General features: G+C 39.6%; 17 protein-coding genes and 3 tRNA genes. 6 read left to right on the top strand and 14 right to left on the bottom strand.

Translation table 11 applies throughout. The features are described 5' to 3' along the window. Nucleotides 1-49 precede the first annotated feature (49 nt). Nucleotides 50-2,236, bottom strand: coding sequence for a YgiQ family radical SAM protein (locus AC27I2_RS01080; protein ID WP_487203289.1), 2,187 nt, complete (start codon nucleotides 2,234-2,236; stop codon nucleotides 50-52). A gap of 107 nt (nucleotides 2,237-2,343) precedes the next feature. After that, a complete protein-coding gene (locus tag AC27I2_RS01075) occupies nucleotides 2,344-4,539 on the bottom strand; it encodes a bifunctional diguanylate cyclase/phosphodiesterase (RefSeq protein ID WP_487203288.1) in 2,196 nt (731 codons plus the stop codon). 151 nt (nucleotides 4,540-4,690) lie between these two features. On the opposite strand from AC27I2_RS01075, the gene AC27I2_RS01070 reads away from it, so the two are divergent. Both AC27I2_RS01070 and AC27I2_RS01065 read left to right on the top strand, forming a co-directional pair. After that, the gene (locus AC27I2_RS01070) at nucleotides 4,691-5,272 is read left to right on the top strand and encodes an SRPBCC family protein (RefSeq protein WP_487203287.1); all 582 of its coding nucleotides are present in this window, start codon (nucleotides 4,691-4,693) and stop codon (nucleotides 5,270-5,272) included. Then, complete coding sequence (locus tag AC27I2_RS01065) at nucleotides 5,241-6,128, top strand: TIGR03899 family protein (protein ID WP_058403259.1); 888 nt, start codon at nucleotides 5,241-5,243, stop codon at nucleotides 6,126-6,128. The genes AC27I2_RS01070 and AC27I2_RS01065 overlap by 32 nt, the downstream gene beginning before the upstream one ends. A gap of 33 nt (nucleotides 6,129-6,161) precedes the next feature. Here the strand turns inward: AC27I2_RS01065 and AC27I2_RS01060 are convergent, their stop codons facing one another. The 8 genes from AC27I2_RS01060 to AC27I2_RS01025 form a co-directional block, all read right to left on the bottom strand. Beyond that, a complete protein-coding gene (locus tag AC27I2_RS01060; protein ID WP_487203286.1) occupies nucleotides 6,162-6,932 on the bottom strand; it encodes a TIGR04219 family outer membrane beta-barrel protein in 771 nt (256 codons plus the stop codon). A 3-nt stretch (nucleotides 6,933-6,935) separates the two neighbouring features. Next, a complete protein-coding gene (locus AC27I2_RS01055) occupies nucleotides 6,936-7,922 on the bottom strand; it encodes a DUF2333 family protein (RefSeq protein WP_058403261.1) in 987 nt (328 codons plus the stop codon). 8 nt (nucleotides 7,923-7,930) lie between these two features. Continuing rightward, nucleotides 7,931-8,440, bottom strand: coding sequence for a copper chaperone PCu(A)C (locus tag AC27I2_RS01050; RefSeq protein WP_487203592.1), 510 nt, complete (start codon nucleotides 8,438-8,440; stop codon nucleotides 7,931-7,933). A gap of 78 nt (nucleotides 8,441-8,518) precedes the next feature. Further along, complete coding sequence (locus AC27I2_RS01045; protein ID WP_008130274.1) at nucleotides 8,519-8,845, bottom strand: hypothetical protein; 327 nt, start codon at nucleotides 8,843-8,845, stop codon at nucleotides 8,519-8,521. Nucleotide 8,846: 1 nt separating this feature from the next. Next, a complete protein-coding gene (locus AC27I2_RS01040; RefSeq protein ID WP_058403263.1) occupies nucleotides 8,847-9,062 on the bottom strand; it encodes a PspC domain-containing protein in 216 nt (71 codons plus the stop codon). Between the two features lie 8 nt (nucleotides 9,063-9,070). Continuing rightward, nucleotides 9,071-9,751: a PspA/IM30 family protein gene (locus AC27I2_RS01035; RefSeq protein WP_487203285.1), complete on the bottom strand. Its 681-nt coding sequence runs from the start codon at nucleotides 9,749-9,751 to the stop codon at nucleotides 9,071-9,073. Nucleotides 9,752-9,993: 242 nt separating this feature from the next. Further along, entirely contained in the window at nucleotides 9,994-10,968 is a 975-nt protein-coding gene (gene dusA, locus AC27I2_RS01030) for a tRNA dihydrouridine(20/20a) synthase DusA (protein WP_487203284.1), read from the bottom strand. 93 nt (nucleotides 10,969-11,061) lie between these two features. Next, nucleotides 11,062-11,682, bottom strand: a complete 621-nt coding sequence (locus AC27I2_RS01025) for a MarC family protein (protein ID WP_058403265.1) — start codon at nucleotides 11,680-11,682, stop codon at nucleotides 11,062-11,064. Between the two features lie 94 nt (nucleotides 11,683-11,776). On the opposite strand from AC27I2_RS01025, the gene AC27I2_RS01020 reads away from it, so the two are divergent. From AC27I2_RS01020 to AC27I2_RS01010, 3 genes are all read left to right on the top strand, one after another. Then, complete coding sequence (locus AC27I2_RS01020; protein WP_058403334.1) at nucleotides 11,777-12,214, top strand: transcriptional repressor; 438 nt, start codon at nucleotides 11,777-11,779, stop codon at nucleotides 12,212-12,214. Nucleotides 12,215-12,287: 73 nt separating this feature from the next. Further along, nucleotides 12,288-12,755, top strand: coding sequence for a chemotaxis protein CheX (locus tag AC27I2_RS01015; protein WP_058550683.1), 468 nt, complete (start codon nucleotides 12,288-12,290; stop codon nucleotides 12,753-12,755). Next, a complete protein-coding gene (locus AC27I2_RS01010) occupies nucleotides 12,752-13,180 on the top strand; it encodes a secondary thiamine-phosphate synthase enzyme YjbQ (protein WP_487203283.1) in 429 nt (142 codons plus the stop codon). Before AC27I2_RS01015 ends, AC27I2_RS01010 begins: the two co-directional genes overlap by 4 nt. A 232-nt stretch (nucleotides 13,181-13,412) precedes the next feature. Here the strand turns inward: AC27I2_RS01010 and AC27I2_RS01005 are convergent. The 4 genes from AC27I2_RS01005 to orn all read right to left on the bottom strand — a co-directional run bounded on the left by AC27I2_RS01005 (nucleotide 13,413) and on the right by orn (nucleotide 14,407). Continuing rightward, nucleotides 13,413-13,488, bottom strand: a tRNA-Gly gene (locus AC27I2_RS01005). A gap of 90 nt (nucleotides 13,489-13,578) precedes the next feature. Continuing rightward, nucleotides 13,579-13,654: transfer RNA gene (locus AC27I2_RS01000), tRNA-Gly, on the bottom strand. Between the two features lie 38 nt (nucleotides 13,655-13,692). Next, nucleotides 13,693-13,768 (bottom strand) — tRNA-Gly (locus AC27I2_RS00995). 93 nt (nucleotides 13,769-13,861) lie between these two features. Beyond that, entirely contained in the window at nucleotides 13,862-14,407 is a 546-nt protein-coding gene (gene orn, locus AC27I2_RS00990) for an oligoribonuclease (RefSeq protein WP_487203282.1), read from the bottom strand. Nucleotides 14,408-14,569: 162 nt separating this feature from the next. On the opposite strand from orn, the gene rsgA reads away from it, so the two are divergent. Beyond that, a complete protein-coding gene (gene rsgA / locus AC27I2_RS00985) occupies nucleotides 14,570-15,628 on the top strand; it encodes a small ribosomal subunit biogenesis GTPase RsgA (protein ID WP_487203281.1) in 1,059 nt (352 codons plus the stop codon). The last annotated feature ends 5 nt before the right edge of the window (nucleotides 15,629-15,633 follow it).

Below are 15,633 nucleotides of genomic sequence, written 5' to 3'. Positions count from 1 at the left end.
AAACGCGCAGTTGATGTATGGCTGCGCGTTTTTAGTTACCCAGTAGAAACTACCTGGCTTTTTGTCTATTTCCACCCACTTTAGGTTTTGTATTAGCCTTTTTAAATTGGCTAAATCCCGTATGACGTGTAAGCGCTGGGCGACCACCTTTGCGGCCTTTATTAACGGCTTTACCCGCTTTTTCATCGCGGCCTTCTTCTGGCACTAAACAATTTGGCCCTTTGCCAATTAAATTAGCCTTACCCATTTTACGAAGTGCTTCACGTATCATTGGCCAACCTGATGCATCGTGGTAGCGCAAAATAGCTTTGTGTAATCTACGCTGGCGAGCTCCTTTTGGCACAGGCACTACCTCACTATTATTTTTAATATTACGTAAAGAGTTCATCTCTGTATGATAAATAGTGGTTGCATTGGCCATAGGTGATGGATAAAAATTTTGCACTTGATCTAACTTAAAGTCATTTGATTTAAGCCATAAAGCCATATTAACCATATCTTCGTCTTTGGTTCCCGGGTGGGCAGAAATAAAGTACGGAATTAAATACTGCTTTTTACCTGCTTCTTTTGAGTACTTATCAAATAACTCTTTAAATTGGTCGTAAGCGCCCATGCCAGGTTTCATCATTTTGGATAATGGGCCGTCTTCAGTGTGCTCTGGTGCTATTTTTAGGTAACCACCTACATGATGCGTCACCAATTCTTTTACGTACCGAGGATCGCGTACAGCAAGGTCATAGCGAACACCCGAAGCGATTAATACTTTTTTAATCCCTTTTACATCACGCGCTTTTTTGTATAAATCGATAGTAGGTGTGTGATCAGTATCCATGTGCTTACAAATGTCAGGGTATACACATGATAAGCGTCGGCAAGTGCTTTCTGCTTTTTTACTTGTACAACGTAGTTTGTACATATTGGCCGTTGGCCCACCTAAGTCGGAAATAACGCCTGTAAAACCAGGCACTTTATCTCGGATCTGTTCAATTTCTTCAATAATTGATTCTTGCGAGCGACTTTGAATAATACGACCTTCGTGCTCTGTAATCGAACAGAATGAACATCCACCAAAACAGCCACGCATAATATTAACCGACGTTTTGATCATGTCGTAAGCGGGAATTTTAGCGTCGCCATAGCTTGGATGAGGAATTCGTTGGTAAGGTAACCCAAATACTGCATCCATTTCATGTGTTTCTAACGGGTAAGCCGGTGGGTTTACCCAAATAGAGCGATCTCCATGACGTTGAAACAACGCTCTTGCACAACCTGGGTTAGTTTCTTGGTGTAATATCCTTGAAGCATGGGCATATAAAGGTTTGTTAACACTTACTTGCTCGTAGGCTGGGAGTTTAACATACGTTTTTTCCCATGGCTTAGGACGCGCTGGTTGCACAGTAATGGGCTTTGCAGCTTCAGCCTTTAAATCAATACCGGCTTGTTTAAATTCAGATTTACTGCAGCCAACATCATCGGCTCCGTAAGGATTTGGAATGGGGTCTATTTTACCAATTTTATCAATTGCAGTTGAGTCACTGCCACGCCAGCCAGGTAATGGCTCTTTGCGGATAACAGCGGTACCACGGATATCTTGAATTGTATCCATCGTTTCGCCACCGGCAATTCGGTGGGCAACTTCAACTAATGGGCGCTCAGCATTTCCGTAAATTAATATATCGGCTTTTGAATCAAACAAAATGCTACGGCGCACTTTTTCTTGCCAATAGTCATAATGAGCAATCCTACGAAGGCTTGCTTCAATACCACCAATAACGATAGGAATACCTTTATATGCTTCACGACATTTTTGAGAATAAATCATCACAGCACGGTCTGGTCGCTTGCCCCCTACGTTGTCAGGAGTATACGCATCGTCATGGCGCATACGCTTTTCAGCTGTGTAGCGGTTAATCATCGAATCCATGTTGCCGGCCGTTACACCAAAAAATAGGTTTGGTCTGCCAAGCTCCATAAATGCATCTTTTGTATCCCATTTAGGCTGAGCAATTATACCCACCCTAAACCCTTGCGCTTCAAGTACACGCCCAATTACGGCCATACCAAAACTTGGGTGATCAACATATGCATCGCCACTAATAATTATTATGTCGCAGCTATCCCAGCCAAGTGCATCCATTTCTTCGCGTGATGTGGGTAAAAATGGTGCGGTGCCATAACACTCAGCCCAATACTTTGGGTAAGAGAATAAGGCGCGCTTAGCTTTGAGTGTGCTCATAAATGTGACCGTCGAATAACAAAAGGCGCAAATTATACACCATAGCCTTGTTTATATATACAACATTACAGGGGATGAAATACCTTTAACGCTAAGCCTATAATTATCTATGTATTTTGTTTACTAATGAACTCCAATAACTTGTTTTCAGGCATTGGCTTTGCGTACATAAACCCTTGCACTTCATCACATCCTAAGTCTTTTAAAAACTTAGCCTGTTCCTGCGTTTCAACACCCTCTGCTATTGTTTTTAAACCTAACTTTGCACCTAACGATATTACTAGCCCTGCAACGGCACCGGTATCACCATTATTAAGATCTTTAATAAACGACCTATCAATCTTTAGTCTATCGATAGGAAGGCTTTGTATATAACTTAATGACGAAAACCCGGTACCAAAGTCATCAATAGCCACTTCAATACCAAGCGCCTTCAACTCTCTTAAAGTATTTATAACCGTGTCTAACTCATCCATCACCACGCTTTCGGTGACTTCAAGCTCAATATTCTTTGGCTTAACACCATATTTTTGTAGCGTCTTTTTAACTGTTTGCGCATACCCTTTTACTTTAAATTGTGGAACCGATACGTTAACAGCAATACAAATTTCGGTTCCGTCATTTTCTAATCTTTTTTGCTGCTGGCAAGCTTGCTCCAACACCCACTGCCCTATATCTACAATAAGCCCAGCATCTTCAGCTAATGGTATAAATACCGCAGGTGAAATATACGTACCATTTTCTAATGGCCAACGTAATAGTGCCTCACAACCAATTAAAGATAAATCATCAAACGCTAACTGCGGTTGGTACCACACTTCGAGCTTCCCTCTGGCAAAATCATGGCGCAGCTGCCTAATTAAGCCTAATCGCCACTCCATTTTTTCTTGCATATCAATACTGTAATAAACACCTTCTTTGTGCTTTATTTTTTTAGCATGATTTAAAGCAATATAAGCCACTTTTAATGTTTCAATACCTGAGCCTTGAAAGTCTTGCTGTTGGCATAAGCCAATTCTAAAATCAATTGGCAACACATGTTCCGCAGCACTAAAGGATGGACTTAGTTTTTCGTTAAAATCAGCAATGTTAAATTCATTTTTTAATATTAAAAAACCAAATACATCCGCCCCTACTCGCGAGAGCAACTGCGCCGTTGGTGCAATTGTTCGTAGGCGCTCAACAATAGCAATAAGTAGCTTATTGCCTACATCTTGCCCTAAGCCATCGTTTATATCTGAGAAGTTAATTACATCTAATAAAACAAATACATATTTATTTTCATGTACGTTTTGAAAATCATCTATGCGTTCAATAAAGTCTGTTCTATTTGAAATACCAGTGAGTAAGTCTTTGTAGGCTGCATCTCTTAATTTTACAAACAACCGAATATTATCAAGCGCAATACTAATATTAGTTAAAAATATTTCGGCAAACTGCAATTGGATATCTGTAGGCGCTCCACCACACTCAATATATAAAGCGGCCTTGCGATGCTTACTTTTTAAAATAAAGGTGATGCTATTATCAGTATATTGATGAGTAAGCTGTTCAAAACAGGTTTCAACCTGAGACAATGCAGTTTGGTTAACATTAACTAACTTTTCACCAAAAAACTCTTCGTACTTTTCACATCCACCCAGGACCTGAATAAAATTTTCACCATCAAGCTTGGTGCAAATTAATCCGTTAGATTTACAACCTAAAATGACTCCCATAAATTCAATTGCTTTGTTGCACAATACTTTTATATCTGTTTGCCCCAAAATGTATTTAGATGCAGATAAAATAGTATTCATTGCTTGGGCTTGGTACTCAAGTAGGCAAATTTGTTCATAAGAACGAATAGCAGCAATAAGTGTTGTAACAAGTTTTGAACGTGTCAGCTCTGTTTTAGTTTTGTAATCGTTTATGTCGTACTCACGAATAACTTTTTCTTCGGGGATGTTAGCGGCTTGGCCCGTACGTAAAATAATGCGAACGCGTTTGTTATTTAGAGTGTTTCTGACATGTTTAACCACCTGAAAGCCGGCATCGTCAGTTTCCATAATAACGTCTAAAAAAATAACAGATATATCATTAGGCTGAGTAAGTATATTTTTGGCCTCAGCGCCAGAGTATGCATGATGGAACCTAAGCCTAGCGCCGCCATATTCTAATCCAGATAATGCGAGTTTTGTAACCGTATGAATTTCTTCGTCGTCGTCTACAATTAAAATATCCCAATAACGAGATGGCTCAACAACTATTTCGTCGTCTTGCTGTTGGTCTAAAAATAGAAAATCATTTTGTTCAGACGACATATTTACCCTTTTCAGATACTGCTTAATGCTATAAATACTCTAACGTAATGTTTAAAAAGCTATAAATTTAGTTTTTGGCTTATGATCTAATTCATACTATAGTCGATTAACAAAAAGTTGTTACATATATAGTTAAAAAACTACCAAAGGTATGGTTATTAAATTTTTAAAAACACTGTTCAAATACGTATTAGTTTTACTACTTATAACAGTCGTAGTCGGATTACTGCTTCCACAAAACTACCGTGTGAGTAAAAACGTAGAAATCAATGCTAATATCAGCACAATAAAAACACTTGTTGCTGACTTTAATCAATGGCACACATGGTCACCTTGGCAGCAAGTAGACCCTTCCATTGAATTTATTGTTAATGAACCAGGAGCTGGCGTAGGCGCACATCAATCGTGGGTAGGGCAATGGGGGCATGGCGAAATGACCATTACATCTCTCAGTGAAGATAAAATGACATTTAATATACTATTAAATAATGAACATATTATTGAAGGTATACTCACCTTTTCACAGCAAGCAAACACCAATACCGTGACCTGTTATATTGAAGGACAATCAACGACTCTACTCATATCAGGCTATATGGCGCTCGTATATGAGTATATTTTGAATAACACTCTAGAGCTTGGGTTAAATAATTTAAAAACCGTAGCACAATTAAGCGATATACAAAGCGTAGCAAATAGCCATGACAGTAAAAACAGCACAAGCACGGATTAATTTAGCCAATATAATAGAATCGTTACTTGGCTATCCTGTCACTAAGGTGGCCAGCAGCGACACATCGCCAATAACAGAGCAAAGTTACAATACAAGAGGGCAAGTAAAACCGCTATATCATATTAATAGTGAACACCCTTTACTAACTCGCGCCAAACAAAGACACGATTTACTGGCTATAAAGCGACAACAAAACATAGAGGCTATTTTAACCACGGCAATGGAGTTTTGCCCGGACGTAGCAAGCAATAAACAGCCAGACGCGGACTGGGTGGAACACTTTATTGCTTTATGTGAGGACACCTCAAATAGCTCTATGCAAGCCTTGTGGGCAAAAATTTTAACCGGTGAAACATTAAACCCTGGTACATTTTCAATCAAAAGCTTACAAACTTTAAAACATATGACTCAGCGCGAAGCCGATTCTTTGCAAAAGTGTGTATCGCTTTCTGGCTACAATGAAAAAGACGACAGCCACTTTATTTTACTTGGCTTTTATAAGAAACCGTCTTTATTTGATCTGCTTCGCAAGGGAAATAAAGTGTCATTAAATTTAGGAAAAACAGGAATAAGCTTTCCTGATATTTTAACTTTAATGGATTTGAATTTACTTTATAGAAAAGAAATAGAATCAGCTGTACTTAAAGCGGGGCAAGAACTCACACTCTCTTTTTTATCTCAAAAAGTGACACTCAAAGCAAAAAATAGTGATTTGGTTTTAAGTTATTACAAGTTCACCCAAACTGGCGATGAGCTGTCTAAACTTATACGATTTCCTGTAAACAAAATATATAAGCAACTAGTAAACACGGCATTAGAAGGAGAGTTTGATTTAGCGTGGCACACTACAAAATAGAACGCCACGCTTTGTTTAATTAGAAGATACTAATTAAAAGTGAACCTGAATACCTGCAAACGGACCTGATGCGTCAATATCTGTAGTAATATCATCAACATCATCTAGCTCTAATACCATTGAACGGTAACCTGCTTTAACAGCAATATCTACAGCTAAGTTATCAACAAGTTCCCATGCAACACCCACTTGGTAATCTTGCACTTTACTATCGTCAATTGCCAAAAGGCTACCTTCAAAAAACACACTCAAACCTGTAAATGGTAAGCCTGCTTCTGCACGCGCGTATGCAAGTGGTACAAAACCAGAAAATTCAACCGTTTCAGTGAAGTTTGCGCCACCATCTTGCGTTGTTCCGTTAACAACAATGTCACCGTCAAACTGCTTCGCATTTAGACCTAAATCAATAGAAATCAGATCATTATCAAATATTTCATAATACAAGATATAATCAACATGCGTTAAATCGCTTACAGAATTAACGGTTGTACCCACTACATAGTCTGAACCATTAAAGCTAAATGTATCATTTAGTACTGTCGAGCCGTTTAATTCAAGTTCAGTATACTTAAGCTTTAGATTAGGTACTAAAGGCACCGGATGCTCAAGTGCAGCATAGTAACTAATGTATGTTTCGTCTTCAAAGTTAAAATCCTGAGGTGCATTATCTTTATAAGAAAGCTGACCTTCATTTTCTGATTGCCAACCATCAACACCCACATATAAACCTAATAGAGTGTCAGCTTGCGCTGCTGGAGCTAAACAAGCCATAGATAAGGCTGCTGCTAAACAATACTTTTTCATTTTTTATCCTTGCGCTAATAGTTCGCTAAGTTCAATTAAAGCCGCGTTGGCTCTAGAAATATAATTTGCCATAACAAGAGAATGATTAGCAACATAGCCAAAGCCATTGCCATTCAAAATTAGTGGGCTCCATACGGTTTCTTGAGTGGCCTCAAGTTCACGAATGATTTGCTGTAAGCTTACACGTGCGTTTTTCTTTTCAAGTACATCATTAAAGTCGTACTCAACGGCCTGTAAAAAGTGCAGTAACGCCCACGTTGCGCCACGAGACTCATAAAATACATCGTCAATATCAAGCCATGGCGTTCTTACTTGCTGCTGCAATGGCGCAAGCGTTGCTTGCTTATTTGAAGAGTTACCAGCTAGGTCAGTATTAACCTTATCTTGGCCAACACTTGCACTTAAACGCTGACTTAAGCTGCCTAACCGCTTTTCTGCCTCTTTTAACCAGCTGCGTAAGTTATCGGCCCGTGCATAAAACTGGCTGTCGCGTTCATGCTGATGAGCCATTTGCGTACGATAAACAATTAAGTAATCAATCCCTTTTTGGTACTCACCTTCTGCACTTGGCCACGCCCAAGCTTCAGAGCTTATATTAAATTGCGGTTGTGCTTTTTTGAGCGCTTCATGTTCAGTTGATTGAGATTGAGAACGGCTAAAATCTTTTCTCATAGAAAGTGATAAATCACGGACCATTTCAAGTGCGCCATACTCCCAAGCAGGCATATCGTCCATAATAATACTAGGTGGAATAACATCATTTGATAAATACCCACCTGGCTTATCAAGTAACGTATTTGCAACGGTAATAAGTGTAGATGTAGTGATATAGCCCGTCACCATCGTTTCATTTCGAAGTTGCGCTTGCTCTTTTGCATTTTCAACCACATCAAAACGTGAAGGCTCAGTACTCCAGTAAACGGCAATGGCGTAAAATATAATAAGCAGTAAAACTAAAATGCCTGCTATTTTTCCTTTGTGTTGCGACATGTAAACTCCTAATGATGAGAATGTTGTGCTGATGACTTAGCTTTATTTATTTGCGACTCTAGCGTAACCACCTCAATATTTGTAAACAAGCGATTACCATCACTAAAATATAGCGTTAGTTTGCGTTCTTGCCCTGCTTTTAAAGGTTCTTGCGGCTCAAACACCATTAAATGATAACCACCGGGCTGAAAATCGACACTGCTATGTGCTTTTACACTCACCGATTCAACCTTTTGCATTTTCATCATGCCATCAACATGTGCGTGCTCATGTATTTCAACGCGCCCTAACCCGTCAATGCTGGCCTTTGTTAATGTTGCATTCGTACCGCTATGATTGGAAATAGTTAAGTAGGCGGCACTGGCTTTACCGCCAGGTAAGAACTCTCTTACTTGCGCGTTACTTACTTCAAGTTGTGCAGTATCGGCTGAATGGTTATGGCCAGAATGCGCAGCCAAAGATGACGAAAAAAAACTAAAAGCCAATGCAGACACAAAAGATAAACACAATTTTGCCATCATTTAATCCTTGTAAAAACGTAATATCACACGTTAAATTTAACATAGTTAACGGGGAATAGTGAGTTAAATTAAGGATTAAGAAACCACTTTTTTGTTATCAGCCACTAACCAGCATAATACGGCAATAAACAATAATGGCCATGCAATCATCACTGAGCCAAATAGCAAAGCCAAAACAGTACCAATAACAGCCACTGCGGCTGCACCTATTAAACCTAAAGTCACTAATGCAGCAATTGCGGCAACGGCTACGATGGCTATAAGTACACTCACTAATTCAACACCAACCCAGCTCATATCTGCAATCCACAATGGAAACTGCCACGTGTCAAAGTTTAAAAATGAGAATGAATTAGTAAAAAACACCAAATAAATGAGTATACAAACAGCGATAGCTTTCATTTTAAAACTCCTTGATATGCTTTTCTTCTAAACAGCAATGCGCAATAAAATAACCAAGCGCAACTGCAAACGGAAAACTTAAAAACAGTAAAATAGTAACCAAACGTGTTGCCCATACCGGAAAATCTAATCGGTATGCTAAGCCACTACATACGCCAGATATTTTTTTGTTTAACGTGTCTTTAAACCAGCCACGCTGATGATTAAATCGACTCATAATTCCTCCTACGCGCTTTGTTTAGAACTAACATTTAAGCGTGCTTTTAAACTAGCCAGCTCGGTGTCAATTTTTTCGTTTTTAACAAGTGACTCAATTTGAGTGGCTGTCGAATTAGCTGTGTCAGTTAACTCATACGCCTCAACTTGCGCTTCAATACTCTCAACACGTTGCTCTATTTGATCAAAACGAGAGAGCGCATGAGCTACTTTATCGCTATTTAAGTGCGTATTTATATGCGACCGAGCAACAACTACATCGTGACGCTGCGCTAGTTGAGCTTGCTTTGTCTTTGCTTCTGCTATTTTTTGCTGTAGGCGCTCACAGTCAGATCTAATTTTTAATACAGACTCTTGTAAAGTCTCAAGTTGAGCTTGCTTTTTTTCAATGCTCTCGCTTACAGCTTGTTTAGACATAAGTGCTGCCTTAGCAAGGTCATCACGCCCTTTTTCAATTGCTAATTCAGCTTTAGATTGCCATGCTAAAAGCTCTGCTTTTTTAGTCTCAAGGTGGCGGTTTATTGCTTTTTCTTCACATAAAAGCGCGGCGGCTGTGCTTCTACACTCGTTTAATGCATCCTGCATATCGTTAAGCATTAAGTTAACAAGTTTTTTTGGATCTTCTGCTTTATCAAGCAGTGCTACAATATTTGATTGAATAACATCGTTTACGCGATTAACTATTCCCACGGTATTCTCCTGTTGATTTTTAATTGATTACAACAAGTAGATTCCAAGAGTTATGCCAAGTCATTTTAAATTAATAAAAGATATGTATTATCATAGAGTTAAAACAAAAAAAGATAAGATTAAAATGACCATCCGCTGAACAGCATTAAGTATAATTGGCCAATAAATTATGTTTTTGACTAATTTTTAGGATCAAAAAAGCCACTGTATAAGTGGCTTTAAATGTAACGTTTGAAAAACAATTATTCGGGTACAAAGCTAAGTGCTTTATCCATTACCGATAAATCAGCCTGCTTACCATGGCCGTTTTCTGAAAGATGACGTCTAAAGCCACGCGCACCAGGTTGCCCCTGAAAAATACCCAACATATGACGTGCGACATGCCAAAAATTAGCGCCTAATCGCATTTCTTCTTCAATGTAATCATACATAGAGCGAACCACATCATGGCGGGTTTGCGTATTAACTTCATCACCATAAATTTTTTCATCAACCTCATTAAGCATAAACGGATTACTATAGGCTTCGCGCCCAACCATAACACCGTCAATGTATTGAAGATGCTCAAGGCTTTGTTCAATCGTTTTAACGCCGCCATTAATACTTAAATCGAGTTGCGGATAATCTTTTTTAAGTTGATAAACTCGGGGGTAATCAAGAGGTGGAACTTCACGGTTTTCTTTAGGGCTTAAGCCATTTAGCCATGCTTTACGCGCATGGATAATAAAGTCATCACACCCTACTTTATGGCTTGCTTCAATTAAGGCACATAAAAACTCATACGAGTCTTGCTCGTCTATACCAATACGCGTTTTAACAGTAACAGGAATTGCAACTTCACTTTTCATCGCCGCAACACACTGTGCAACCAATTCAGGCTCGGCCATTAAACACGCACCAAAGCGACCATTTTGAACGCGATCTGATGGGCAGCCTACATTTAGATTAATTTCATCATAACCACGCTCACCGGCAAGCTTTGCACATTTTGCCAATGCTTGAGGATCAGAGCCACCTAATTGCAATGCAACGGGTCCCTCGTGCTGATTAAAGTGTAAATAATCACCCCGACCAAATAAAATAGCACCTGTGGTAATCATTTCTGTATACAACACGGTGTGCTTTGTCATTTTGCGATGAAAAGTACGGCAATGACGGTCAGTCCAATCAAGCATTGGCGCGACAGAAAAGCGTCTGTTTAAAGTTGGTTTATCCAAAATATATTCATCCAAATGTAAAACCCAAGTGGGTATAAAAGCAAAGCAATTAAGGGAGGCGCATTTTACACAAAACCCCGACTAGCGGCAATATTAGCTATATACCTGCAAGCCAAAGTAATGCGCTATACCATTTAAAATATTAGTAACAGCCACAGAGCTTAAAATAAGTCCCATTATTCTACTTATAATACTAGCGCCACTATCGCCAATTACTTTATGCACATGCGTTGCAAGTAAAAGTAATATGAGTACTAGGGCTAATACGGCAAGCATCATTGACGACGTCATAAGTTGCTCAATCCAAGTAAACTCTTCATTTCGCGTCATAAGCACGGCACCCAACATCGCACCAGGGCTTGCAATTGAAGGAATAGCTAAAGGAAAGATGGCTGTTTCAGTGCTGTCTCGTACGCTTTTTATTTCAGTTTCGGGTTTGCTCTCACCAAATATCATCGACAGTGCAAAAAGCAGCAGTACTATGCCGCCCGCTATCTGAAAAGCCGACAGTGGAATTTCAATCGCATTTAATAAAAGCTCACCAGCGACAACAAAAAATAGCAGCACAATAGCCGATACCCCAACGGCCTTGAAGATGACCTTGCGCTTAAATTTATCATCCTCCCCTCGGGTCACAGCTATAAATACAGGTACAGTGCCTATTGGGTCTATTACCGCAAAAAAGAAGATAAAAATGGCTAATAATTCGTTCATTTCGAGTTTTCCTGACTAAAAAGCGCCTAATAAAAACACTGCAACTACAACACAGTATGTTAGTATATCACGGTAGCGTAAGGATAAGAGAATGATGAATATAGAATCACTAGTTAGTAAAGCTAAGCAAGTATGTGACAACCGTGGCGCTCGTTTCACGCCTATCCGTGAAAAAGTATTTCGCTTATTAGCCAGTGCACAAGGTGGTGTAGGCGCCTATGACCTACTGGAACAATTAAAAGTAACCGAATCGGGTGCTAAACCAGCCACTATTTACCGCGCGTTGGATTTTTTAGCCGAACTAGGGTTTATCCATAAAATTGAAAGCACTAACGCATTTATGTTGTGTCATCATTTTGATCATATTCATCCGGTACAATTACTTATTTGCGATAACTGCGGGTTTGTTAAAGAACTGCACTCTACCGTTATTTCTCATGAGCTAAATAACTTAGCGGCTGAAAGTGGCTTTGTAGTAACAGGGCAAACAATAGAAGCACATGGTAAATGTGAATCTTGTAGAGCTTTATAAAAACAAAATAATTCTTAATGGCTATACTAGTAAGTTGTAGCCATTTAATAGCACAAATTTAAGAGTATTCAGTATGAATGTAGAGTTTATCAACCCTTTCTTATCATCATTAATCAATGTGTTAAGCACAATGGCACAAACACAATTAAAACCTGGTAAACCACGCATTAAAACTGACGAGGTCGCGTGTGGGGATGTATCTGGTTTAATTGGCATGGTTGGCCCGCAGACTCGTGGCTCGTTTTCAATTACATTTGATGAAAGCTTGGCACTGACAATTATGGAACGCATGCTAGGCGAGCGCCCTGACTCTATCAACGAAGAAGTAACCGACATGGTAGGTGAAATCACCAACATGGTTACCGGTGGTGCTAAAAATTTATTAGGTGAAAAAGGATTTGATTTCGATATGGCAACACCTATTGTTGTATCGGGTGCAGGCCACACAATAACGCATAAGAGCCAAGGCAAAAAAATCATAATGCCATTTAGCAGCGACGCTGGCACTGCAAATATAGAAGTTAGTTTCGACAAGCTATGAGCTGGCAGCAAAAAACAATTACATTGAAACCTCGTCCTCGAGGTTTTCATTTAATTGATAACGACGTTTTAAATAATCTCCCCGAAATTGCCCACTATAAAGTAGGCTTATTGCATTTATTTATCCAACACACATCGGCAAGCCTGACTATAAATGAAAACGCCGATCCGACTGTGCGTATGGATATGGAAAGTCACTTCAATAAATTTGTACCTGAGCGACAACCTTATTACCGCCATGACTATGAAGGCGATGACGATATGCCTGCCCACATAAAAACAAGTACACTTGGTTGTGAGTTAAGTATTCCTATTTCAAATGGATACTTAGCATTAGGGACTTGGCAGGGTATTTATTTAGGTGAGCACCGCGATGCTGGCGGTGCAAGGCGCATTATAGCGACTATTCAAGGAGCGCTGTTTTAACTGAAGTTTCAACACTTCTCAGTCAAAAAGTATCAACCCCACTTGCTTCAACTATACGACCTCATAATAAAACATCGCTTTATTAATGCAAAGCTGGCTCTGCGCGAAAAGTGATAGCTTCAAATAACCAAAGCCTAAATGCTGAGTATTACAAATAAGAAAAATTAGATAATAAAGGTTTGAATTATAATTTATGATTTTTAATATAGATATTTTGAAGGGATAAAGATATTGGAGCGGTACACGAGGCTCGAACTCGTGACCTCGACCTTGGCAAGGTCGCGCTCTACCAACTGAGCTAGTACCGCATTTTTACTTCTTTAGTTATTTTACGTTGGGTCGCGTTCAATATTCTATCAACGTATTTTATATTTTAACTAAATTTTTTGGTTAGAAATTGGAGCGGTACACGAGGCTCGAACTCGTGACCTCGACCTTGGCAAGGTCGCGCTCTACCAACTGAGCTAGTACCGCATTTCTAAACTTTAGCTCCAATTTCTTTGGTGAGAAATTGGAGCGGCACACGAGGCTCGAACTCGTGACCTCGACCTTGGCAAGGTCGCGCTCTACCAACTGAGCTAGTGCCGCATAATCGCTTGCTCAAGCACACTAACCCCGCGGGGGTTATCGTCTTGAGCGGGGCAGGATTCTACAATAATACGATGTGTTTGCAAGTGTTTTTTACAAATTAAAGAATTTTTCTCTGTATACCTTCAATTCCATAATTGAATCTTTAATATCGTCTAAGGCAAGGTGCGAACCTTTTTTATTTACTTGGGCTAATACTTCTGGCTTCCAACGCCTTGCAAGCTCTTTAATTGTACTCACATCGAGGTTACGGTAATGGAAAAAGTCTTCGAGTTCACGCATATATTTATTCATAAAACGTCTGTCTTGCCCAATTGAGTTTCCACACATTGGGGATGCCCCCGCAGGCACCCATTGCTTTAAAAAGTCTAATGTTTGCGCTACCGCATACTCTTCATCAAACGCACTTGCTTTACAGCGCGCAGTTAAGCCTGATTTACCATGCTGAGTCGTGCACCACTCATCCATACCATTAAGTAGCTCATCACTTTGGTGAATGGCTATAGTTGGCCCTTCAGCCAATATATTAAGGTCTGCATCCGTGACAACAGTTGCAATTTCGAGTATTTTGTCAGTCGCAGGTTCAAGTCCGGTCATTTCCAGATCGAGCCAAATTAAGTTTGATTTATTAATAGTCATAATTACCTTAAACGGTGCTTTTCTTTAGATCCAACGCATTTCGATATATCATATTAGCATCAACCGTCGAGCTAAAGCTTTTTTTATACCAACTCGGTTAAGTATTATTGCAAATTGGTATTATGCTCAAAGTCGACATTTAAACGAGGTTATAGGCCAAAAGTGGCAAAACAGAAAAAATTAAGTAAAGGCCAATCACGTCAGATTAAGGCCAATCATCAAAAGCGCATTAATAGCGCAGGTTCAAAACCAGCTAAAAAAGGTGCTCAAGAATGGCAGGCCGATAATTTAGGTCAGGTTGAAAGCGCTATTGTGATCAGTCGCTTTGGTCAGCACGCTGATGTTGAAACGCAAAGTGGCGACGTGCTTCGCTGTAATATTCGTCGTACAGTATCTAATTTAGTGTGTGGTGACGAAGTGTTATTTCGTCGTGCTAAAGTCAGTGAAGGCGATTTAGCGGGAGTTATTGAAGCAACACAAGAGCGTCGCTCACAACTAACACGCCCTGACTTTTACGATGGTGTAAAAGTCATTGCTGCAAATATTGACCAAATACTGATGGTTTCTGCTGTATTACCTGAGTTTACACCCAGCATAATTGACCGTTATTTGATTGCGTGTGAAGACATGGGTATTGAGCCTATTTTAGTCCTTAACAAAATCGACTTAATTGACGAAGCTGGCCTTAATGACATCCAAAAAGTGCTCGATATTTATCGCAAATTAAATTATCGCGTACTACTTGTTAGTAATATAACAGGCGAAGGAATTGATGAGCTCAAAGACATGCTTGTTGGCAAAAATAATATTTTTGTAGGCCAAAGTGGCGTAGGCAAATCAACCCTGGTAAACACTGTTCTGCCAGATGCAGAAATATTAACTAAAGAAGTATCTGAGAACAGTGGCTTGGGCCAACACACCACAACAGTATCACGCCTTCATCACTTACCCAGTGGCGGTAACTTAATTGACTCGCCGGGTATACGTGAATTTGGATTGTGGCATTTAGACGTTGAACGTGTGACTTGGTGCTTTAAAGAATTTAGAGAATTTATAGGCGGATGCCGTTTTAGAGACTGCAAACACTTAAACGATCCGGGCTGTATAATAAAAGAAGCCGTAGCTAATGGCGAAATATCTCAGCTTCGCTTTGATAGTTACCACCGAATTTTAGAATCAATGGCCGATGGCCGTGCCGGCGCTCGCGCGCCTCGCGTATAATTTAG

Source organism: Pseudoalteromonas sp. NH0006-46 (assembly GCF_057547735.1).
This window is presented reverse-complemented; position numbering and strand designations above follow the sequence as displayed.

Bases quoted from the DNA above. Each gene is read 5' to 3' on its own strand.
- AC27I2_RS01080 (WP_487203289.1), bottom strand. From the start codon at position 2,236: ATGAGCACACTCAAAGCTAAGCGCGCCTTATTCTCTTACCCAAAGTAT.
- AC27I2_RS01075 (WP_487203288.1), bottom strand. From the start codon at position 4,539: ATGTCGTCTGAACAAAATGATTTTCTATTTTTAGACCAACAGCAAGAC.
- AC27I2_RS01070 (WP_487203287.1), top strand. From the start codon at position 4,691: ATGGTTATTAAATTTTTAAAAACACTGTTCAAATACGTATTAGTTTTA.
- AC27I2_RS01065 (WP_058403259.1), top strand. From the start codon at position 5,241: ATGACAGTAAAAACAGCACAAGCACGGATTAATTTAGCCAATATAATA.
- AC27I2_RS01060 (WP_487203286.1), bottom strand. From the start codon at position 6,932: ATGAAAAAGTATTGTTTAGCAGCAGCCTTATCTATGGCTTGTTTAGCT.
- AC27I2_RS01055 (WP_058403261.1), bottom strand. From the start codon at position 7,922: ATGTCGCAACACAAAGGAAAAATAGCAGGCATTTTAGTTTTACTGCTT.
- AC27I2_RS01050 (WP_487203592.1), bottom strand. From the start codon at position 8,440: ATGGCAAAATTGTGTTTATCTTTTGTGTCTGCATTGGCTTTTAGTTTT.
- AC27I2_RS01045 (WP_008130274.1), bottom strand. From the start codon at position 8,845: ATGAAAGCTATCGCTGTTTGTATACTCATTTATTTGGTGTTTTTTACT.
- AC27I2_RS01040 (WP_058403263.1), bottom strand. From the start codon at position 9,062: ATGAGTCGATTTAATCATCAGCGTGGCTGGTTTAAAGACACGTTAAAC.
- AC27I2_RS01025 (WP_058403265.1), bottom strand. From the start codon at position 11,682: ATGAACGAATTATTAGCCATTTTTATCTTCTTTTTTGCGGTAATAGAC.
- AC27I2_RS01020 (WP_058403334.1), top strand. From the start codon at position 11,777: ATGAATATAGAATCACTAGTTAGTAAAGCTAAGCAAGTATGTGACAAC.
- AC27I2_RS01015 (WP_058550683.1), top strand. From the start codon at position 12,288: ATGAATGTAGAGTTTATCAACCCTTTCTTATCATCATTAATCAATGTG.
- AC27I2_RS01010 (WP_487203283.1), top strand. From the start codon at position 12,752: ATGAGCTGGCAGCAAAAAACAATTACATTGAAACCTCGTCCTCGAGGT.
- orn (WP_487203282.1), bottom strand. From the start codon at position 14,407: ATGACTATTAATAAATCAAACTTAATTTGGCTCGATCTGGAAATGACC.